Annotated in this window: 23 protein-coding genes and 2 pseudogenes; 6 read left to right on the top strand and 19 right to left on the bottom strand. The window is 54.3% G+C overall.

The window, feature by feature from the left end:
* Window positions 1–11: 11 nt before the first annotated feature.
* From fliP to fliF, 11 genes are all read right to left on the bottom strand, one after another.
* Window positions 12–752, bottom strand: coding sequence for a flagellar type III secretion system pore protein FliP (gene fliP, locus HMPREF0201_RS12555; protein ID WP_016537066.1), 741 nt, complete (start codon window positions 750–752; stop codon window positions 12–14).
* Entirely contained in the window at window positions 752–1132 is a 381-nt protein-coding gene (gene fliO, locus HMPREF0201_RS12550; RefSeq protein ID WP_016537065.1) for a flagellar biosynthetic protein FliO, read from the bottom strand. The genes fliP and fliO overlap by 1 nt, the downstream gene beginning before the upstream one ends.
* Window positions 1133–1543, bottom strand: coding sequence for a flagellar motor switch protein FliN (fliN, locus tag HMPREF0201_RS12545; RefSeq protein ID WP_016537064.1), 411 nt, complete (start codon window positions 1541–1543; stop codon window positions 1133–1135).
* Window positions 1540–2544, bottom strand: a complete 1005-nt coding sequence (gene fliM, locus HMPREF0201_RS12540; RefSeq protein WP_016537063.1) for a flagellar motor switch protein FliM — start codon at window positions 2542–2544, stop codon at window positions 1540–1542. The genes fliN and fliM overlap by 4 nt, the downstream gene beginning before the upstream one ends.
* Before the next feature lie 4 nt (window positions 2545–2548).
* Window positions 2549–3016, bottom strand: a complete 468-nt coding sequence (gene fliL, locus HMPREF0201_RS12535; protein ID WP_016537062.1) for a flagellar basal body-associated protein FliL — start codon at window positions 3014–3016, stop codon at window positions 2549–2551.
* A gap of 121 nt (window positions 3017–3137) precedes the next feature.
* Window positions 3138–4370, bottom strand: a complete 1233-nt coding sequence (locus HMPREF0201_RS12530; RefSeq protein WP_016537060.1) for a flagellar hook-length control protein FliK — start codon at window positions 4368–4370, stop codon at window positions 3138–3140.
* On the bottom strand, window positions 4367–4810 hold the full coding sequence (gene fliJ / locus HMPREF0201_RS12525) for a flagellar export protein FliJ (RefSeq protein ID WP_016537059.1): 444 nt from the start codon (window positions 4808–4810) through the stop codon (window positions 4367–4369). Before fliJ ends, HMPREF0201_RS12530 begins: the two co-directional genes overlap by 4 nt.
* Before the next feature lie 12 nt (window positions 4811–4822).
* Window positions 4823–6181 (bottom strand): flagellar protein export ATPase FliI, encoded by a 1359-nt coding sequence (gene fliI, locus HMPREF0201_RS12520; protein ID WP_016537058.1) that lies wholly within the window; start codon window positions 6179–6181, stop codon window positions 4823–4825.
* Window positions 6181–6876: a flagellar assembly protein FliH gene (gene fliH, locus HMPREF0201_RS12515; protein WP_016537057.1), complete on the bottom strand. Its 696-nt coding sequence runs from the start codon at window positions 6874–6876 to the stop codon at window positions 6181–6183. Before fliH ends, fliI begins: the two co-directional genes overlap by 1 nt.
* Entirely contained in the window at window positions 6869–7861 is a 993-nt protein-coding gene (gene fliG, locus HMPREF0201_RS12510) for a flagellar motor switch protein FliG (protein WP_016537056.1), read from the bottom strand. The genes fliH and fliG overlap by 8 nt, the downstream gene beginning before the upstream one ends.
* Window positions 7858–9552, bottom strand: a complete 1695-nt coding sequence (gene fliF / locus HMPREF0201_RS12505) for a flagellar basal-body MS-ring/collar protein FliF (protein WP_016537055.1) — start codon at window positions 9550–9552, stop codon at window positions 7858–7860. Before fliF ends, fliG begins: the two co-directional genes overlap by 4 nt.
* 229 nt (window positions 9553–9781) lie before the next feature.
* On the opposite strand from fliF, the gene fliE reads away from it, so the two are divergent.
* Window positions 9782–10099: a flagellar hook-basal body complex protein FliE gene (gene fliE / locus HMPREF0201_RS12500; RefSeq protein WP_016537054.1), complete on the top strand. Its 318-nt coding sequence runs from the start codon at window positions 9782–9784 to the stop codon at window positions 10097–10099.
* Window positions 10100–10134: 35 nt separating this feature from the next.
* Here the strand turns inward: fliE and HMPREF0201_RS12495 are convergent.
* The 3 genes and pseudogenes from HMPREF0201_RS12495 to HMPREF0201_RS23460 all read right to left on the bottom strand — a co-directional run.
* A pseudogene (locus HMPREF0201_RS12495) lies at window positions 10135–10629 on the bottom strand (tyrosine-type recombinase/integrase); the annotation flags it as partial.
* Window positions 10630–10832: 203 nt separating this feature from the next.
* Window positions 10833–11141: a hypothetical protein gene (locus tag HMPREF0201_RS12490; RefSeq protein WP_016537052.1), complete on the bottom strand. Its 309-nt coding sequence runs from the start codon at window positions 11139–11141 to the stop codon at window positions 10833–10835.
* A gap of 148 nt (window positions 11142–11289) precedes the next feature.
* Window positions 11290–11415: a hypothetical protein gene (locus HMPREF0201_RS23460; protein WP_016537051.1), complete on the bottom strand. Its 126-nt coding sequence runs from the start codon at window positions 11413–11415 to the stop codon at window positions 11290–11292.
* 150 nt (window positions 11416–11565) lie between these two features.
* Between HMPREF0201_RS23460 and HMPREF0201_RS23455 the strand changes: the two genes are divergently transcribed.
* Window positions 11566–11787 carry a YceK/YidQ family lipoprotein gene (locus HMPREF0201_RS23455; RefSeq protein WP_071704138.1) on the top strand — a complete coding sequence of 74 codons (222 nt, stop codon included), beginning with the start codon at window positions 11566–11568 and terminating at the stop codon, window positions 11785–11787.
* 311 nt (window positions 11788–12098) lie between these two features.
* On the opposite strand, the gene HMPREF0201_RS12485 is transcribed toward HMPREF0201_RS23455, so the two are convergent.
* The gene (locus HMPREF0201_RS12485) at window positions 12099–12419 is read right to left on the bottom strand and encodes a hypothetical protein (protein WP_016537050.1); all 321 of its coding nucleotides are present in this window, start codon (window positions 12417–12419) and stop codon (window positions 12099–12101) included.
* Window positions 12420–12621: 202 nt separating this feature from the next.
* Window positions 12622–13789, bottom strand: a pseudogene (locus HMPREF0201_RS12480) (IS3 family transposase).
* Window positions 13790–13960: 171 nt separating this feature from the next.
* Here HMPREF0201_RS12480 and HMPREF0201_RS23450 point away from each other — a divergent pair.
* The 3 genes from HMPREF0201_RS23450 (at window position 13961) to HMPREF0201_RS12465 (ending at window position 17167) form a co-directional block, all read left to right on the top strand.
* Window positions 13961–14092: a hypothetical protein gene (locus HMPREF0201_RS23450; protein WP_016537045.1), complete on the top strand. Its 132-nt coding sequence runs from the start codon at window positions 13961–13963 to the stop codon at window positions 14090–14092.
* A gap of 1034 nt (window positions 14093–15126) precedes the next feature.
* Window positions 15127–16011: a YadA C-terminal domain-containing protein gene (locus HMPREF0201_RS23255; RefSeq protein WP_209420412.1), complete on the top strand. Its 885-nt coding sequence runs from the start codon at window positions 15127–15129 to the stop codon at window positions 16009–16011.
* 301 nt (window positions 16012–16312) lie between these two features.
* Window positions 16313–17167, top strand: a complete 855-nt coding sequence (locus tag HMPREF0201_RS12465) for a MurR/RpiR family transcriptional regulator (protein WP_016537041.1) — start codon at window positions 16313–16315, stop codon at window positions 17165–17167.
* Window positions 17168–17200: 33 nt separating this feature from the next.
* Here the strand turns inward: HMPREF0201_RS12465 and yedF are convergent, their stop codons facing one another.
* Entirely contained in the window at window positions 17201–17437 is a 237-nt protein-coding gene (yedF, locus tag HMPREF0201_RS12460; RefSeq protein WP_016537040.1) for a sulfurtransferase-like selenium metabolism protein YedF, read from the bottom strand.
* Complete coding sequence (yedE, locus tag HMPREF0201_RS12455) at window positions 17434–18648, bottom strand: selenium metabolism membrane protein YedE/FdhT (RefSeq protein WP_016537039.1); 1215 nt, start codon at window positions 18646–18648, stop codon at window positions 17434–17436. The genes yedF and yedE overlap by 4 nt, the downstream gene beginning before the upstream one ends.
* Window positions 18649–18841: 193 nt before the next feature.
* Between yedE and yedD the strand changes: the two genes are divergently transcribed.
* On the top strand, window positions 18842–19261 hold the full coding sequence (gene yedD, locus HMPREF0201_RS12450) for a lipoprotein YedD (protein WP_016537038.1): 420 nt from the start codon (window positions 18842–18844) through the stop codon (window positions 19259–19261).
* A gap of 57 nt (window positions 19262–19318) precedes the next feature.
* Here the strand turns inward: yedD and amyA are convergent, their stop codons facing one another.
* Window positions 19319–20806: an alpha-amylase gene (amyA, locus tag HMPREF0201_RS12445; protein ID WP_016537037.1), complete on the bottom strand. Its 1488-nt coding sequence runs from the start codon at window positions 20804–20806 to the stop codon at window positions 19319–19321.
* Window positions 20807–20819 lie beyond the last annotated feature (13 nt).

Genomic DNA, 20819 nt, shown 5'->3' with positions numbered 1-20819 from the left:
CTCTCTCTCCGCTAACTGTAGAAACTTTGGGCCAGCGAGCCGACCAGCAGCTGCCAGCCGTCCACCAGCACAAACAGCATCAACTTGAAGGGCAGGGCAATGGTTGCCGGGGGCACCATCATCATCCCCAGCGCCATCAGCACGCTGGCGATCACCAGGTCGATAATCAGGAACGGTATAAACACCGTAAAGCCAATCTGGAAGGCCGTTTTCAGCTCGCTGGTGACATAGGCAGGTAGCAGGATGCGCATCGGCACCGCTTCCGGCCCCTGGAGCGGCTGGGTGTTGGCCAGGCGAGCAAACAGCGCGAGGTCGGCTTCGCGGGTCTGACGCAGCATAAATTCGCGCAGCGGTTGGGCACCTTTATCGATGGCAACTTCCATCGAAATTTTGTCCTGGCTAAACGGCAGATAGGCGTCGGAATAAATCTTGTCAAAAACCGGCGACATAATGAAAAAAGTCAGAAACAGCGCCAGGCCAACCAGCACCTGGTTTGGCGGTGCCGACGGGGTTCCCAGGGCGTTACGCAGCAGGCCAAAGACGATGATGATGCGGGTGAAGCTGGTCATCATCAGCAAAATAGCCGGCAGGAAAGTGAGCGAGGTAATAAAGACCAGAGTCTGGACCGGCAGCGACCAGCTTTGACCACCGTTGGCGAGAGGCTGGCTTATCAGCCCCGGCAACTGGGCGAAGGTCGAAACCGGGATAAGCAATAATGCGCTAAGTAACGAGAGCGGCAGCAAACGTTTCATCAATCTTTCCCGTTACGTTTAAGCAAATTCTTCATCAATTTCTGGAAGTCGGCAGGGGCGGGTTTCGCCTCTGCTTCTTCGGTTACCGGTGCGGGCGGCAGAGTGTGCAGATGGGTGATTTGAGTGGCGGTTACGCCGAGCACCAGGCGTGCATCCTCGACGTCAATTACCACCACTCGCTCCCGCGGGCCAACGCTGACGCTGGCGCTGATGTTCAGCGACTTTTTCACGCCAACGCCCGCGCCGGTGAAACCAAAGCGTTTCGCCAGCCATGCGGCCACCAGAATAAAAATAACAATGCCCGCTAAGGCTCCGCTCACCTGAACAAGCGGCGAGTTGGCGTTAACGGACGGTTGGCTGACGGTGGCTCCGGTTTTCATTTAGCGGCTCAGGCGACGCATACGTTCCGACGGCGTGATGATGTCGGTGATACGTACGCCATATTTGTCGGCGACGACCACAACTTCACCCTGGGCAATCAGATAGCCGTTGATCAGAATATCCAGCGGCTCGCCTGCCAGGCCGTCCAGCGCCACGACGGAACCCTGCGTCAGGCGCAGCAGTTCTTTAATGGTCATGCGGGTGCGGCCCAGTTCCACGGTCAGCTTGACCGGGATGTCCATAATCAGGTCAATATCCTGGATGTTGCCTGCAACATCGCTGCCTTCCAGCGCGCGGAATACGTTATCAGCGGCGCTTTTACCGGAACTTTTCTGCTCGTTTAACGCATCAGCCCACAGATCGTCCACTGAGCCTGCATTGTCATCGGACGGTTGATTAATATCACTCATTTGGGCTGTTCCTCATTCAGCGAATTCAATATCGGGTTGATCAAATGTTCTACGCGCAGGGCATACTGGCCGTTGACCGTGCCGTATTGGCTGGTCAGCACCGGCACGCCGTCGACATGCGCGATAATGCGATCTGGCTTTTCGATGGGCAGCACATCGCCAGGTTTCAGTTTTAGGATTTGGGATAACCGCAGCGGGATATCGGCAAAATTCGCCACCAGTTCCAGCTCGGAATGCTGCACCTGGCGCACCAGGGTGTCGCGCCAGCTTTGGTCTTCCTGACGAGAGTTCTCCAGCGGCGGGTTCACCAGCAGCTCGCGCAGCGGTTCGATCATGCTGAACGGCAGGCAGATGTTGAACTCACCGGTCAGGTTGCCAATCTCGACGTGGAACGGGGTATTGACCACGATGTCGTTTGGCGAAGTGGTGATATTGGTAAACTTAACCTGCATCTCCGAACGAACGTATTCCACGTCCAGCGGGTAGATGGCTTTCCACGCGTCGCTGTAGGACTCGAGCGCCAGCTTCAGCATGCGGTTGATAACGCGCTGCTCGGTGTGGGTGAATTCGCGGCCTTCCACTTTCGTCGGGAAGCGGCCATCACCGCCAAACAGGTTATCGACCGCGATAAACACCAGGCTTGGGGAAAACACCAGCAGCCCGGTGCCGCGCAGCGGCTTCAGATGGATCAGGTTAAGGTTGGTCGGCACCGGCAGGTTGCGGGCAAACTCGTGATACGGCTGAATACGGATAGCCCCGACGGTAATGTCCGGGCTACGACGCAGCAGGTTAAACAGCCCCATACGGAACTGACGAGAGAAACGCTCGTTGATGATTTCCAGCGCCTGAAGGCGCTCGCGCACTACGCGGCGCTGGGTGTTCGGGTCATAAGGGCGAATATCTGTTTCGCCCACAACACCGGCCTTTGGCTCGTCGTTATTCTCACTGTCGCCATTTAACAGCGCATCGATTTCGGCCTGAGAAAGAATACTGTCGCCCATGGAGTTACCGCAAAATGAAGGCGGTATACAGCACGTCGCTGACTACCTGTTGGGGTTGACCGGCTACCAGCGGAGGAGCCAGCGTGGTTTTAATTGCTTCGACCAGCTTCTGCTTACCGGCGTCGGTGGCAAGCTGGTTGGCGTCCTGACGAGAAAACAGCAACAGCAGGCGGCTGCGGACTTCTGGCAGGAATTCGCTCAGGCGCTGACGAGTCCCTTCATCTTTCAGGCGCAGCGTTACGCCGATGTACAGCACGCGGTCCGCATCACCCAGATTGACGGTGAAGGTATCCAGTGCGAAAAACACCGGCGCAGGAGGTGGCTCAGGAGCTTTAACCTGTGCGGCTGCCGGCGCTTGTTGCATCCGCCAGTAGCTGTAGCCTGCGGTAGCGCATGCGGCAAGTGTGATAAGAACCAGTATCGGCACCCAGATGGCGCGTTTACGGCCTTTCGTGATAGCGGTATCAGTCATTGAACGCTTTATTCCTGTATCGGTACTGCTGAATGGCGATTATCCCGTGTATCCGGGCGGTCAAAGCCCGGAAAACACACGTTTATTGTCGCTAGCTCTGGCGTTTACCCGTGGGTAAGCCTCAGGCAAAAATATCCACCGCGCCGTTGTTGCTTGCCAGGCGCTGCAAACTTTCGGCCACCGGGAGCGCCTGCGCGTCGTCGCCGTTAAGAGAGAAACGCTCGGCGCTACGGGCAGTTTGCTGCTGTTGCTGCTGGCCGGATTGCTGCTGCGCAAAGCTCTCGCTGCTGATGTTGCTCTGGCCCAGTTGAATACCGCTCTCCGCAAGCGCGGTACGCAGCGTTGGCAGGGCTGCTTCCAGCGCGGCCCGGACGTGGCTGTGCGGCGACATCATCTGAAGCTGAGCCTGGTTATCTTCTAGTTTTAGACTAATTTGCACCTGTCCGAGATCTTCCGGATGCAATCTTAGTTCGGCGCTGTGCTGGCCCTGCTTGGTGAACAGCGTAACGTGCTGAGAAATCTGCTGTTGCCATTCATGGCTGCCAAGCTGGGAACTTATCATCGGCGCGGTTGGGGTAGCGATGTGCGTTGTGGTTGGTGCGGCAACGGTCGCGCTGCTGATAGCCGGTGTGATTTGCGCGGTTACCGGAGCGGTGTTATTGGCGTGCGGCGATGCGTTATCGCGGCTGTCGCTATTGGCTGCCAGCTGAATTTTATCGTCAACGTGCTGCTGGCCTGGCGCAGAAGCCGGAGCGGTCGAGGCTTTGCTCTCGGCAAGCGTTGCCGCCGTTGCTGGCGCTTTTTTCGCGCTGCCGCTGGTGGATAGCAGGCTTTCCGTCGAGCTCTTAGCGCCGGCTCCCTGAGGAGAGATCGGGCCGGAGAGCGGGGAGGTTTCAGCGTCGGTCTTGCTTAGCGCAGCCGCTGAAGCCGTCGTAACGGGCTGCGGCAGCATGGCAAACAGCGCGCTTAGAGCCTGTAGATCGGCATTACTCAGCGGCTTGTCTGTGCCGTCATCTTTGGCGGTCAGGTCGAGCTTATCTTTGGCATCGGTTTTGCTGACAGAAGCCAGCAGGGACGAAAGCGCTTCCGGCTGGCCCGGGTTGCTGAGCAGTTCGCTGAGTGCGGCCTGGCTCTCTTTCCCGTCACCCTGAACGCTATCTTTGCCCAGCACTTTGCTTAATGCGGCGCTCAGCGGCAGGGTTTTGCCGTCTTCAAGCGTCACTTTGCCCGGCAGAGCTTTACTGAACAGCTCCAGAAAATCCGCGCCAACGCCTTTGCCGTCGGTGCCTTTTGCGTCGCCGCCCGCAGCGCCATCGGCCGCGTTGCTTAACAAAATTTGTGGCAATGTGATCATTCGCCTTTCCTCAGTGTGGCCCGCTGGGCGTATTCATCCATCTGTTTTTGATCAAGCCTGTTCTCTGCAAGCAACAGCTCCGCTGCCTTCCTGTCCTGCAGGGTTTGCCAGGCCTGCAGGCGCTTTTGTTTTTCCTGCCAGAAGCTTAGCGCCTGGTCTACTTTGTTGCTCCACTGCATCAGCTGCTGGCGGTGCTGATCGATAGCTTTCTCCAGCGTGCGGATAAACTGCTGGTAGTTATGCCAGCGTGTGCTGGCGATACCCTGACTCATGTTGTCATTAAGGCTGTTGCTGTACTCAAACTGATAGTTAATCAACATATTGAGCTGCTCTTCCGCTTGTTGGCAGCCCCGGCGCATCTCACCTAAACGAATCGCTGCTTTTTCAACTTCCTGGGCGGCGAGATCGCGCAATGTATCCAGTGCGCTGTTTTGGTTCATGGTCACCTCTTATCAAAGAGTCGGGAAGAGCGCCTCCAGTGCGAGGCAGGCTTCTTCCCAGCTTGCGCGTTCAAAAATGCCTTGTTGCAGGAATGCTTCCAGCTGTGGCCACAGATCAATGGCCATATCGAGCATTGGATCGCTGCCTTTGGCGTAAGCCCCCACGCTGACCAAATCACGGTTGCGCTGGAAGCTGGATAACAGCTGTTTGAAACGACGAACCCGGGCGTAATGCCGCTCGGTGATTAACGATGTCATTGCACGACTGATGGAAGCTTCGATGTCGATGGCCGGGTAGTGGCCTGCTTCCGCCAGGCGGCGCGACAGCACAATGTGGCCGTCAAGGATGGCTCGCGCGGAGTCGGCGATCGGGTCTTGCTGATCGTCGCCTTCCGTGAGCACGGTATAAAATGCGGTGATAGACCCGCCTCCGTGAATGCCGTTCCCGGCGCGTTCAACCAGCGCGGGGAGCTTGGCGAATACCGAAGGCGGGTAGCCTTTGGTTGCCGGAGGCTCGCCGATAGCCAGGGCAATCTCACGCTGCGCCATGGCATAGCGGGTTAAGGAGTCCATGATCAGCAGGACGTGCTGGCCGCGATCGCGGAAGTCTTCCGCAATACGCGTGGCGTAGGCGGCTCCCTGCATACGCAGCAGAGGTGAAACGTCGGCGGGAGCGGCAATCACGACCGAACGCGCACGGCCTTCGGCTCCGAGAATATTCTCGATAAAGTCTTTTACTTCGCGGCCACGTTCGCCGATAAGCCCGACCACGATGACGTCGGCCTGGGTATAGCGCGCCATCATGCCGAGCAGGACGCTTTTACCGACGCCGGAGCCTGCAAACAAGCCCATACGCTGGCCGCGGCCAACGGTGAGCAGGGCGTTGATCGGGCGCACGCCTACGTCGAGAACGTGTTCGATTGCGGTTCGCTGGAGCGGGTTAAACGGCGCCGCGCCAAGGGCACCCATCAGGCCGGTATCCGGGGAAGGCAGGCCATCCAGCGGACGGCCGCTGCCGTCGAGTACGCGCCCGAGCAGTGCCGGGCCGAGCGGCAGTTTTTTCCCGCTGTGCAGGCCTTCAGCCGTGGTGACGCGGGCATAAACGCGCGCGCCCGGCAGAATGCCTTCCACTTCTTCCAGCGGCATCAGGAACAGCTTGTGGCCGTTAAAACCGACTACTTCGCATTCAACTTCACGGTCGTGTTGCTCGATGATACAAGTTGCGCCGAGCGGCAGCTGAAGCCCGGTGGCTTCCAGTACCAGCCCGGTTGCGCGTGTCAGGCGGCCATAGCGGCGTACCGACGGCAGCTCTGTCATCCGCGCTTCAAAATTGTCCAGCGTGTTCAGCCAACGCGTGAGGCGGGCGGTCATCAGAGCACTCCCGGAGCGGCCAGACGGCACAGCTCCTGCCAGCGGGTGGCAACGCTTGCGTCAAGGTCGCCTTCGTCGGCGGAGACTTTGCAGCCGCCCTGATGCAGGCCTGGGTCGCCGCGCAGACGCCAGCCGTGCAGGCTTAGCGTCGCGCCCAGCATCTCTTCCACACGCTGCAAATCGTCCGGATGCACGCGCAGCTGTGGTTTACCGCTAAATAGAGGCTCCTGCATCAGCAGGCCCTGAATTTGTTTAATCAGGGCGTTGTTATCGACCGCAGGCGTCTGGCCTATAACCTGACGCGCGGCTTCCAGCGCCATCTGCATCAGGCGGGAAGCAATAACGCTGTCCAGCGCGTCCAGCGTGTACTGGAATTCACTCACCAGTTGCTGCATGCGCGCGTGTACCGGCGCCTGCTGCTGTCTGGCTTCGTTAAGACCCTGCTCGACGCCCTGCTGGTGCCCAACCTTGCGGCCTTCTTCCACGCCCTGGTCGTGCCCGGCGGCAAAACCCGCGCTGTAGCCCTGTTCGCGGGCCTGAGCCTGCATCAGCGCCAGGGACTGCTGTAAATCAGGTTCGCTCTCCTGCTCTTCGGCGGCAGGGGAGGCTTCCGGCATAGAAATTTCTTCGAATACCGGCGTCGGGAAAGCTAAATCGTCCGGCTTCCAGCGTTGCCATGGCAGCGAATTAGACATACGTATCCTCGCTGGTGCCGATTACCATTTCGCCGGTCTCCGCCAGGCGACGTACGATAAGCAGGATGGCTTTCTGCTCGTTTTCCACCTGAGACAGACGTACCGGGCCACGGTTGGCAAGGTCGTCGCGCAGGATATCCGCAGCACGCTGGGACATATTGCGCAGGAACTTCTCGCGCAGCGCCTGTTCCGCGCCTTTGAGGGCGACAAGCAGAGATTCGGACTCCACTTCCTGAAGCAGGCGCTGGATGCTGCGGTCGTCCACGGCCACCAGGTTTTCGAACAGGAACATTTCGTCGATGATTTTCTGCGCCAGTTCTCCGTCGAAGTCGCGCACCGCGGTGATAACGGCTTCTTCCTGCTGACTTTTCATCAGGTTGATAATCTCGGCTGCGGTTCTCACGCCGCCCATTTTGCTGCGTTTGAGATTCTGGCCGTCGAGCAGGTTGTTCAGCACTTCGGTCAGCTCCGCCAGCGCGGCAGGCTGTACGCCGCCGAAGGTGGCAATACGCAGCATTACATCGTTGCGCAGGCGTTCGTCGAACAGCGCCAGAATGTCCGCCGCCTGGCCACGTTTGAGGTGGACCAGGATGGTGGCGATGATCTGCGGGTGCTCGTCGCGAATCAGGTCCGCGGCGCTCTGCGGCTCCATAAAGTTCAGCGTCTCGATACCGCTGGTGGTATCGCGAGTTTCGAGGATGTCTTCCAGCAGGCTGGAGGCACGCTCTTCACCCAGCGCTTTAATTAGCACAGAGCGCAGGTAGTCGTTGGCGTTGATGCTCAGGGCCGCGAACTGCTCGGCTTCCTGCTCAAACTCCGCCAGCACTTCGGTCAGCACTTTATTAGAAATCTGGTGAGTGTTAGCCATTGCCGCACTCAGGTGCTGCACTTCACGCGGGCTGAGGTGTTTGAACACCTCGGCGGCGCGGTCTTCGCCAATGGTCATCAGCAGGATGGCGCTCTTTTCTGTTCCGGTAATACTCATATTTCGGTACTCATCCATTGGCGGATCACCAGCGCAACTACGCGAGGATCGTTATCAGACATGTCGCGAATACGCTGACTCATCACTTCTGCGCTCAGGCGCTGGTTTGCCTTACGCTGTTGCTGCTGCTCGTCGCGGCTCAGGCTGACGGCAACGGCTTCCTCTTCGGCTTTCTGGTTTTTCTGGCTCTCGGTAACGGCTTTCATTGCTTCTGCGCGACGAACCAGCTGCGGGCGAATGCCTTTACGCCACAGCAGCCAGGCAACAATCAGCACAATCAGCCAGCGGCCGGCGGAGAGCAGCATGTCGAAGAACGCCGCAGACTTCCAGAATGGCAGGCTGCTGCCGCTGTCGTCTTCGGTGGCGGTGAACGGTGAGTTAACCACGTTCAGGGTATCGCCGCGGCTTTCGGAGTAGCCCATAGCCTCGCGGGTCAGGTTCTCGATTTGCTTCAACTGGTCTGCGGTCAGCGGCAGAGGTTTGCCGTCTGCCAGCGTGCGGTAGTTCACCACCACAGCGACGGACAGGCGCTGGATGTCACCGACGTTCAGCTTGGTATGACGAATGGTGCGGTCCACTTCATAGTTAGTGGTTTCGTCACGGGAAGTATTGCTGCTGCCGTTCTGGCTGGAGGTTGAAGTCGTGCTCTGATTCTGCTGGCCGTTGTTGGCCTGGTTGTTCTGATTATTCTGCTGCGGCGTAGTGATAGGTGCCGTGTTGGCCGGAGCAGGCTGGTTAGACAGTGCGCCCGGCACGCCGCCAGGGAACTGGCCGTTAACCTGAGACGTCTGGTTCAACTGGCGCGAACGCACCGCGGTCTGAGCCGGGTCGCCGTTCGGGTGGTATTGCTCTTCGGTCTGCTCTTTATTCGCAAAGTCAATCTGAGCGGTGACCTGGGCGTGTACGTTGCCGTTGCCGACGATCGGCCCAAGGATAGATTCGATACGGCGCTGGTAGCGGCTTTCCACATCGTTAGCGTATTTAAGCTGCGCGTCGTTAAGATCGCGTCCCGCGGTGTTGGACTGGGTCAGCAGATGGCCGCCCTGGTCCACTAAGGTCACGTTACCCGGCGGCAGGCCAGCTACGGCGCTGGAAACCATATGCACAACGGCGTTGATTTGGCCTTCATCCAGCGCACGGCCGGGTTCAAGACTGAGGGTAACGGAAGCGGAAGGTGATTTTTGCTCACGGACAAACAGCGAAGGTTTTGGCATGGCGAGGTGAACGCGGGCGCTTTTTACCGGGCCAAGCGTTTCAATGGTGCGGGCCAGTTCGCCTTCCAGCGCGCGCTGGTAATTAACCTGCTCGCTAAACTGACTGATGCCGAATTTTTCCTGATCCAGCAGCTCAAAACCAACCGCGCCGCCTTTTGGCAGACCCTGCTGGGCAAGACGCAGACGCAGGTCGTAGACGTTGTCTGCCGGAACCATAATCGCGCTGCCGTTATCGGAGAAGCGATAAGGAATGTTCATCTGCGTGAGCTGGGTAACAATCGCGCCGCCGTCCTGGTCGGCAAGATTGCTGTAAAGCACGCGGTAATCCGGGGCTTTTGCCCACAGCACCAGAGCGACCACGATGGCAACGGCGGCGGCACCGCCCATCATCAGCGGTATTCTGGGGTTAGCACGAATGCGGTTCAACCACTCAAGAGTCTTGTTCTGCGGCGTTTGCGCCTGAGCAGCAGTGGTCATTGGGCACCTCGCGGCTTAGCGTTGACATAAAATTCTGAGTAAAGAGTGAACAAGACAGACTCCCGGGTCGACAAACACGACAAAAGTTCCATATGGATGGCAGTGTCATTATTTTCTTTTCGGAAGATTTCGATGGCTGAATTAGCTCTATTTTTTACGTCTATTTACCGCCTTTATCCTATTGACAAGGTGTTAATCTTCACCCGCTTAATAAAAATGGGGCTAAGAAATGGCTATTCAGGGTATCGAAGGCGTACTGCAACAACTCCAGACCACCGCACTGGCGGCGACGAATCCCGCGGCGTCTACCGCTGCCGCGCCGGGAGTGAGTTTTGCCGGTGAGCTGCAGGCTGCTTTGGGCCGCGTCAGCGAGACGTCTAACACCGCTCGCGCTCAGGCAGAGAAATTTGCTCTCGGCACGCCGGGCATTGCGCTTAATGATGTGATGGTTGATTTGCAGAAATCATCCGTTTCTTTGGCGATGGGCGTGCAGGTGCGTAACAAACTGGTTTCTGCCTACCAGGAAATCATGAACATGCAGGTGTAGTTGATTAAGCTATTTGATTTTACTGAATAATTTAATCAAACAACTTTTGCGTGGGGCATGGATGGGGCAAATGACGATAATTTCTGGTTCAGGATGGCAAGCTGCTCACGGTCATTATCAGTCATCCATCTACCATAAACCTGATAAACCATCTGGGCATTGGCGTGCCCCATTTGAGATGCGATGAAGTTCGGGTTTGCCCCTGCTGTAAGTGACCAGCATGCATATGTGTGCCTGGATTGATATGCCTTTCGGTATCTCAATCCAGCCCTTCGCATTGCCGCTTCCCAGCTTTGGTTTACTGACCCTACAGCATAATGATGACCTGCTCGCCCATTCTTTGCGTGAATGGATGGGTTAAACACAAATGTACATTTGTGGAGCTCCTTCTTTTTGTACTCCCTCAAAACCACATCGACCTCATGCTGTTTTCCTAATCTGGTTAGTTCCGCCTGATCGCGAAGAACTTCCAGAGCAGCATCAATCCGTATGATCACCCTGTCTGTGCCAGCATCAGTTTTTGGCGGGGTAGCTGCGACATTCATAATCGCGCTGCGGGTCGAGACGGTGTTGTTTGCTGCGACCCCGGCCAGATAATCGTTGTTAGCGAAAATCAGCATTGCGAACTCAGACTCGCGCTTAAAGTTGATCGACGGTTCGCTGCATACCTGCTCGAATTCCGCTTTAAGCGGGTTAACGATATCGAAAACCCGCTGAACGATGTTGCTAGCCATTACGCCGCCTCCCTATGTTCATGTCTTGCCTTAAAGATACCGAAGGCATACTCAGCAGTTACCCGCGCGGTTAATGCATCCCAGAACCACTCAGAGGACTTTTCCTGATAATCCACATCATCACCTTCGAGATATTCAACGGCGTCTGCTGTGTGCTCGTCAGGCCTGAAATTGCGTAGAATGGTGGTTATCGGGTCAGCACCTTTCGCCAGTCGCTCAACTTCTTCGGAAATGCGCTCATTGTCGCGCTCGCTCAGGCCGGAAATGATGGCCTTAATTTCCTGCTTATCTGCAAAAGTCAGTCTCATGATTCCTCCTTCACTGGCTCAGGAATTTTCACGGGTACGCCGAGGTCTTTCATCAGCCTGGCGAATTGCGTATCTGACCATTTCTTCTCAGGTGACTGACCGCTCATGGCTGCCCCTCCTGACGAAGAAAATCGACCAACTTATCCAGTCAGCTCTTTTTCGGTGGTGGAGTGAAGTTGGCAGAGTTGAGAATGTTTGACGGGTGACGTTCGATATAGCTGAAGGCGTTGAATCCAGGGCATACCGATGCCGCCCCTGCAATAGAGAATTGCATGGTTGATGCTCCTGTTTAGTTGTGTTCATTCCTCAGCCTTTAGCTTAGGAATGGACGCGAAATATCTGAAATTAAGATTCCTGGCGAGGGCGAAATTAATTCAATGGATGAGGTGTGCTAGTATTTCTAAAAATTAATTGGGAATTAACAATGAAACGGATTTTGCTCCTTATTTGTATGTCATCTCTTCTTTCTGGTTGTGGAATGATGTTTGGCAGACATGATGGCGAATACTCAGGAGGAATTTATCCTGCAACACAATTCGACTTTAGGGCTATGGGGGGCACTCCTTTTCCTGTGCCACTTCTATTAATCCTTGATCTTCCGTTTTCAATTGTCTCCGATACCATCATGATCCCTGCTGATATGTAGACCAAAAAAGCCCACAGGAGTGGGCAACAGGAACAACGAGGGTGAATCAGAATCAGATCTCAGTGAAAGCTGATGCGGAGGTTACTCGGTGGGTGATGGAGGCAGTTTTGCCCAGTGAGTTGGAACACAGGCAATCTTCATGCCATCCTAAATTGCGTATTGAAATTGACCGCTACCAATATGAAAGCCTACAAATTGCTCTTTCGTGTCAGAGCAATAAATCTGAACATCATTTTTCCCACCCGGTAAAACATCGCTGACTTTTTGCCACTCCATATCCTCACCCTCTATTTAGTTGTGCGCCGAACGGGCTAAAGGTCATCTTTGGCCATGATTTCATCAATGGACTTTCTGGCTTGCTCAAGCATCCTTTCAATCCGCTTCTCCTCTGGAGTCAGTCGTGATCCAACCCAAATGCCACGAGCTGAAATGAAGCCACTGAAGAATCGACAGTCAGCTGAACGTAATGTTCTTTCATAACTCCCCCAGCCACGATTTCCCGTCTCAGTGGCCTTAACCTGTTTCCCCGACGTTGTGTTTGCTGTGAATTTTTTAAATTCAGGAAATTGGCTGCCAAGGTTGATGGCGTAAAACACCTGGCCCTCTTTGATGCTTGATACTGCGATTTCCATCTCTCACCTCTGTTAAACCGTATGTAATAAAAAAGGCCGCCTAAGCGACCTGATCGATATCTTTCACTAACTTGAAAATACTTTGTCCGTTGATGCAATCTTCTCGACCAGTGCGATTTCCATTCAAATGCTTCATCATGGATGTGCCATCTTTCCAGGCGTAAGTTACTTCCAGGAGGGTTCCATCCATGGTTTGAAGTGGTCAACAAAAACTGGCCACAGCTTTAGAGTTTTTCCAGTATCGGGTTTCCGATTCGTTTGGTGGTAACCCACCGTTATATTCATGCGGTCTGAGCGCGCTGTAATATCCAACGATATAGTTCGTTATGGCATGAGTTGCATCGCTGAAGCTTACGTAACCCATCACTGGCACCCATTCGTTCTTCAGACTCCGGAAGAAGCGTTCCATTGGACTGTTATCCCAGCAGTTTCCACGCCGACTCATACTCTGTTTGATCCGATATCGCCACAGTAATTGCCGGAACTGCCTGCTCGTATAATGACTGCCCTGGTCACTGTGGAACATCACTCCAGCGGGCTTACCGCGCGTTTCCCATGCCATTTCTAGCGCCTTCATGGTGAGTCTGCTGTCCGGTGAGAATGACATTGCCCAGCCCACTGGTTTTCTTGCGAATAAGTCGAGAACAACGGCGAGGTACGCCCAGCGCTTACCTGTCCAGATATAGGTTACATCACCGCACCACACCTGGTTGGGCTCTGTTACGGCGAACTGTCGCTCAAGATGATTTTGGATAGCAACGTGCTCATGACCGCTACGCTTATACCGGTGAGTCGGCTGCTGGCAACTGGCCAGCCCCAGCTCTTTCATTAGCCTGCCAGCAAGCCAGCGCCCATCTGGTAGCCTCTCTGGGTTGCAATTGCGGCGATGCTTCTCGCTCCGGCCGAACCGTGGCTGATGCCATGCAGCTCAAGTACCTGACTGCGTAATACAGCCCGCCTGCCGTCTGGCTTTTCAGGACGGTTTATCCAGTATTTGTAGCTGCTGCGATGAACCCCGAATACATGGCAGAGAGTGACCACAGAATAACGCGCCCTGAGTTTTCCGATTATCGAGAACTGTTCAGGGAGTCTGACATCAAGAGCGCGGTAGCCTTTTTTAATATTTCATTTTCCATTTCAATACGCTGTAGCTTTTTCTTCAGCTCACGTATTTCGATTTGTGCCGGTGTTATCGGAGAGGCCTTTGGTGTTTTGCCCTGACGCTCTTCACGCAGTTGCTTGACCCATTTTGTCATCGTGGAAAGACCGACATCCATAGCCTTAGCGGCATCAGAGACGGTGTAGTTTTGATCGACAACCAGCTGAGCGGATTCGCGTTTGAATTCAGGACTGAAATTTCTTCTTTTCATTGGAGCACCTGTGTTGTTCTGAGGTGAGCATATCACCTCTATTCAGGTGGCCAAATTCAGTAAACCACTTCAATCCTATGGAGACATAATCTTCGTTGGACGACCGATAAACTGCAATTAAAGTTTATTAACAACCCGCCACGGCGGGTTTTTTTATGCCCGGAGAAAAGTATGGCGCAGGATTTAGGCGGTATTTATTACGAGGTAGACCTTGAAACCGGCAAGCTTATCGCCTCGGTGAGAAAAACAAAAACGAGCTTGATGAGCTCTCCAAGAATTCAGACAAGCTTAATACCAGCCTGAGCCGCCTGTCGTCTACCATCAAGCTTGTTATTGCTTCTTCCGTGCTGCGTGAAATGTCTAGCATGGTGCAGAAGTACCAAGAGATGGTTGATCGAGTTCGCATGGCTAGCCATACCAGCTGACAGCTTTGTATCTGTGCGCGTAGAGATGCCGCAGAACAGCGCCTGGAACAATAAGCAGGCAGACGTAAGCGCGGCGATGAAAAACCACCAATAAAACTTATGGGACACTGATGGGACAAAAAAACTAGCGCGAGGTTGCGTGAACTTACCAGTAGCCCAAACACTCTCGCGCTAAATCTCTGTCTTGAATCGTGATGTTTCCTGTTCTTTCTCTATCTTACAATTCGACTCCTCATATCATGAACATGCAGGTGTAGCCGCCTGGCGGGTAAATGGCCTGTTGAAGGCCTTTTACTTGATCGTGGCAAGACAATTAAATTTAATAATCATTCGTATTTTAATTTCATTAACATCCCGCAGCAGAACTTTTCAACAATATTCAATTAACAATTGCCTATTTCATATGAAAGGCATTAAGAATATTCCCACCTAAAGCTAAATAAATGCTCAATAGCATGACGTAGATCAAACTTCGTTCCCCTCACGCAATGCATATTCAGCGCATCAATTATCACGCAATATTATTATTTTATTTTATTGTTGCCGTATCTCCTGGTGGCAAAGTGTGCAGATTAATTTAATAACTAAATAAAGTAAAAGAGCATAATTAACAGGTGGTTGTGCGGGTTTGTGCTGCGCGGCTTGGGTGTTTTATGTCGCTATTCGGCGTAATAGAAGTGATTCAGATAATTAATTTCGGGCGAAATTATTAACCCGCTTTTATTAACTGATGTGTTTTTGATAATTGAATAAATAAATAAATGACTGAAGGGTGATAGTTAACCGGTTGCAGCCGGTTAACTATCAATTTGATCGGATTTTACTAAATCTTCACAAGCGAATATATAGTAGGTTTTTAGAATGAAAAAGGCAACTTTGGCTTTAATTATTGGTTCAATTCTGAGTTCTGTAATGAGTTTCGCTAACGCAGCGACGGTGATCGATGCTCCAAATAATTATGATCCGGTGTTTACCTCAGGTGAGTCCTCTCTGTTGGAGAATACGGCGCTTACCGTTTTCCAGCATGATAGCGCAATTAATAACCTGCAGGCGCAGACCGATGCGGAGGTTTCGGCGAGGACAACTCTGGGAAACCAGGTCGATGGTAACAAGCAGGCTATTGCAAATCTTGGCTCAACCACCAAAAACGCGTTGATCAATAATGCGGCAGAAAACGAAGAGCAAAACAAAGCGCTGAATGTGCTGAATGGGCAAATTCAGGTGACCGGTACTCAGGTCGAAGGGAATAAGCAGGCTATTGCAAATCTTGGCTCAACCACCAAAACCGCGTTGATCAACAATGCGACAGAAAACGAAGAGCAAAACAAAGCGCTGAATGTGCTGAATGGGCAAATTCAGATGACCGGTGCTTATGCAAAATCCAGAACCGATGCCGCAATTGCCAATGCTGAAAACAATAAAGCGGCGCTGGCTAAAACCAATCAGGCTGTAGCGGCACATTCTGCGGAACTGGCTAACCATGAATCCCGTATTGATGCTTTAGAAGCCAATACCGGCGCAGGCAATAGCTTTGCCAGACTCAAAAACCAGGTAGACGATAACCGCCAGCGTGCCTCTGCGGGTATTGCGGGCGTCGCGGCGATGGCAAACATCCCGCAGGTTACTCAGGGCGCTACCTTCTCTGTTGGCGCAGGTGCTGGTACAACGGATGGTGAAAGCGCTCTGGCCGTTGGCTTTTCCGCCCGTGCGACAGAAAACACCGTTATTAAAGCCTCGGTCTCGAATGACTCGCAGCAGAACTTTGTCGTGGGTGCAGGCGCGGCATATCAGTGGTGATGTAAGCTTATAAAGCCTCTTCGGAGGCTTTTTTGCGTAGAGAGTGGCGATGCGGTCTTATTGGATTTTTATCTTTATTGCGTGCGGCGTTATGGGGATATGTGCTGCAGCGATGTTCTTTTTATCACGGATAATTGAGACATATATCTCAGTTTGTTGAGCCAGGTATCGTTTTAGCCAGCAAAGCCGGGGCGTTGCGCGCATTTGTTTGACGCAGTGAGCAATTCCACTGCAAAATCAGGGTGATATCTTTTGGCACCGGTTTGTAATTCCGGTCGCAACCGGAGCGCCTTATCTGCCTATGACCCCGCAACAGACGATAGAAAGTAACTACTCCACTTTAACGCCGGAGCTGCAGCGTGCGGCGGATTTGACCCTGCATAATATCAACGACCTGGTTACGCTTTCTATGCGGGCTTTTGCCTCGCGTATTGGCGTTAAACCCGCCACTTTGCTGCGCCTGGCCCAGCGCCTGGGGTATGTTGGCTGGGGTGAACTGAAAGAGGCGTTTGTTCAGGGGCTGGGGTTAAGCCTTGAAAGCCATCAGGCGAGGGCGGAAAAACTGGTAGATAAAGGCAGTACGGCTTCGCTTTATCAGGAAGTTTTTGATGCTCACGCCGCCAATTTGTCCCATACCGAGGCGGAAAACCAGCAGGCAATGACGGTGGCCGTAGAAGTGCTGGATGCGGCGGATCATGTGTATGTTTGCGGTTTCCGCGCCAGTTATTCGGTTGCCTACACGCTGTTTTATATCTACCGCCTGTTTAATAAGAATGTTTCCCTGATTGACGGCCAGGCCAGTAACTACGAGATATTCACTCGCGAGCTGACGCCAAAGGATGTGGTGCTGATGATTGGCTTTGCGCCTTATTCGCGGGAGTCGCTCGACGTTCTGGGAGCGGCCAGGCGTGCCGGAAGTAAAATTGTGGCGCTGACCGACTCGCCGCTTTCGCCTCTGGCTCAGGATGCGGCCAGCACGCTCTATTTTTCCGCACACAGCCCGTCATTTTTCCCTTCGGTGGTGTCGGCTATGGGAATTGCGGAATGCCTGCTGGCAATGATGGTTGCAAAGCACGGTGACAGAGCGGTAGAGAAGATTGCCAGCGCCGAACGCTTTCTGCTGGACTCGGGCGCGTGGGTGAAACCGGTTCGTTAATTGAAGGGGCAAAGTGTTGCCCCTTTTTACTGATTAACGCTGAATAAGGTAGCGAATGGTCGGCCCGTCCTGCTGGATATCGAGCACCGTGTAGCCGTGGTTTTTTGCATCCAGCGGAATGTTGTTGATGGACTGCGGGCAGTCGCTTACCACTTCAAGGATTTCACCTTTCTTCAACTGTGGCATGGCTTCAAGCGTGGCAACCGCAGGGTAAGGGCAGGGTTCACCCACCATATCGAGACGATAATCAGGAACAATATTCTGGCTCATGCTGCCTCCCCGGTAGCGTTAGCGATAGCCTGATTTTTACGCCGGAAAAAGCGTTTTTCCCAGCCGACAATCAGTAAATAAGCCGCCAGCAGCATCAGGTAGGTGACCAGCAGCCCGCCCAGCGGCCCAAAGGTGTTGAGCAGGTTCACTTTATCCCAACTGGTGGCAAGCGCGGGTGAAATATCATCCCAGAACCAGGCCAGCAGCGTGGATCCGATAACGTTCCCCAGGCCAACCCACCAGTAATGCACCTGGCCCTCAACGGCGCGATACATCCAGCCGGTTTCGCAGCCACCGGCCAGCACGATACCGAAGCCAAACAGCAGGCCACCGATAACCGCATTTGGCCCGGCCCACATGATTTTGGCTTCTACGCCAAGCTGCACGTAGCTGAAAATACCTATCGCGCTTACCGCCATGCCGAGAATAATAGCCTTGGCCATATGGGTACGGCCGGTTATCCACATATCGCGGAAAGCGGAGGTAAAGCAGATTTGCGCCCGCTCGATAAGCAGCCCGAAGCCAACGCCGAACAGCATCGCCAGCCCCAGCTTAGGCTGGTTGATGGCGGTAAAGCCTCCCCAGCCGAGCATACCGATAAACACCAGCATGCCGATGCGGAAGCGGCGTTTTGCCCGGTCAGGCTTTTGCGTCAAAGGAGAGGCGGCAGAGACTTTTTGCAGTTTCACCGGAATGCGGAACATCGGCAGCAGGGTGAAGCGTGCGCCAAACCAGCAGCCGATTGCCGTTGCCAGAGCAAAGAACCAGGCGTGCAGAGAAAACTGAGGAATACCGGTAAAGAAGGCGGCGAGGTTGCAGCCCATGGCAAGCCTTGCCCCGAAGCCTGCAATAATGCCGCCCGCCACTGCCTGAATGATGCGGATCCGGTGCTGCGGCAGCCTGAGCTTGACGTTATTGGCCCATAGTGCTGCGGCAAAACAGCCGCCGAACATGCCGATGATCATCATGCCGTCGATGCGGGTCAGCGGGCTGCCGTCGAGATGGATAAGCTTATAGTAGCCCCACTCTTCGGCGTGAACGCCCATCAGCTGTAGCAGCTGGCCGCCCCAGCGGGTGAATTCTCCGGTGACCGCCCAGAAGGTGCCGGTGATGCCGAAATAGTAGGTGGAGAGAATGCCGGCGGCGATTACCGCGGGCATCGGTTTCCAGAAGGTTACCAGGTATTGGTGTTTGAAGTGTTGCCAGGTCATTGTTTCGCCTCTGAACTCAGAAGAACGCGCCACATGGGACGAAGAGGGCGCGATCATACGCCGATATCCGGGGGTTAACAGGCTGAAAACATGAAAAATCAATCTGGATCAATTTTTCGGCCAATGGAGGAATTGCTGGCGAGGGCGTGGCTTTAATGCCAAAATTATTTTTTCTCCGCAGTCAGGATAGACGATGAAGAAGGTTTTACTTTTGGCAGCGCTGGTAGCTCTGAGCGGCTGCGCCGAGGTCAGAGATTATAAGCAAGTCGTTCGTGAGCCGGCTCCGGCAGGGCTGGCGGGCTACTGGCAGTCGAACGGACCGCAGAGCAAGCTGGTTAGCCCGGAGGCGATTGCTTCGCTGGTGGTTACCGCCGACGGCGATACTCTCGATTGCCGCCAGTGGCAGCGTGTGATTGCCCTGCCGGGCAAGCTGACAAAGCTTTCCGGCGAGCTTAGCAACGTGACCGTAAAACGTGAGATTTACGCTATAGAGCGCGACGGCGACACGCTGGAGTACGCCGGAATGACTTTGAAGCGCGTTGATCGTTTGACGACAGAGTGCGCTGATTTCCTCGCTAAAAACCCTTTGGACAGCAAGCTGCCCAAAGAGTAAGCCCTCATCCGACCCCTCTTCCTGATGTGGCGATGGGAGGGGGCCGGTGAGATAACGCTACAGAACATCCTCCAGCACCCAAACGCTGACGCTTCCGCCGTTGCAGGTGAAGGTTGCGCTGCCGCTCTGGTCGGTGGAGATTGTTTCCTCGCGGTTGCCGAGGTAATCACGCCAGTTTTTCCCGCCGAAGTTTTCGCCCAGCGTCAGGTTTTTCTCGCCGTTATCCCCGTTAGACATGACCACCACGCAGCCCGGATCTTCATCGGTTCCGCTGCGGCTGAAAGCGATGCAGTTGGGGTGATCGAACCACAGCGTTTGTACGCCGTGGGCGAAGCGTTCCCGGGCGTGAATCAAGTCGTCCAGCTGTTCAATAACCGGCATCTCAATCGGGTAATTTTGGCCGTCTCCGCCTTCATCCTCATAGTGAGCACCAAAAAGGTCCGGGTAAAATACCGAGGGCACGCCGTTTTCACGCAGCAGGATCAGCGCATAGGCCAGTGGTTTAAACCACGGCTCCACCGGAGCTTCGAGGGATTGCAGCGGCTGGGTATCGTGGTTGGCAACCAGGGTGACGGCATGGAACGGGTCGGCTTCCACCAGGGTGCCGGTGAAAATTTGGCTCATGTCGTAATCGCGGCCCTTGCGGGAGGCCTCATGAAATTTCATTTGCAGGGGCGCGTCGAACAGCATGGTTTTGCCCTCGACCTGGGCGATGTATTCCTGGAGTTTATCGACCTCGTGTGACCAGTATTCGGCAACGATAAATAGCGGCTGAGCGGCAACCTGCTGTACGTGTTCAATCCACTCTTTATAGAACCAGGCCGGAATGTGTTTTACCGCATCCAGCCGGAAGCCATTACAGCCTGTTTGCTCCATTACCCAGCGCGCCCAGTATTTCAGCTCCTCGGTGACCGCGTGGTTGCGAAAATCAATGTTTTCGCCCATCAGATAGTCGAAGTTGCCAAGCTCGTCGTCCACCTGGTCGTTCCAGCCTTCGCCCGTGTAGTCGTTGACGATTTTAAAGATGCCGTCTTCGTTCGGGTTTTCAATGTGGTCAACGCCGCTAAAGCATTTGTAGTCCCAGATAAACTGCGAGTATTGCCCGGCGCGGGCGGGGAAGGTGTAGCGAGTCCAGGCCTCGCATTCTATGACTTCTTCCGAAATTTCGTTGCGGTTTTCTTCGTTGACCCGGTTAACCCGCACCTGTTCTTTTTCATCGGCGCCCATTTTGTGGTTCACCACCACGTCCAGCAGCACCGCAATGTTGTTATCACGTAGGGCCTGAATCGCCGTCAGCAGTTGGGCCTTATCGCCGTACTTGGTCGGCACGCTGCCTTTCTGGTCGAATTCACCGAGGTCGAAAAGATCGTAGCTGTCATAGCCTACGGAATAGCCGCCAGAGCTGCCTTTATAGGCGGGCGGGAGCCAAACCATATTGATGCCGATGTCGCTGAGGCTGCCTGCACGGTCCGCAACTTCGCGCCACAGACTGCCGTCGCCGGGGGAATACCAGTGGAAAAACTGTAACAGGGTGGGGTTCTTCATATCATCCGTGCTC

The organism is Cedecea davisae DSM 4568 (genome assembly GCF_000412335.2).
GTDB classification, from domain to species: Bacteria; Pseudomonadota; Gammaproteobacteria; order Enterobacterales; family Enterobacteriaceae; genus Cedecea; species Cedecea davisae.
The sequence above is the reverse complement of the archived record's forward strand: the minus strand, read 5'-3'. Positions and strand labels throughout refer to the sequence as shown.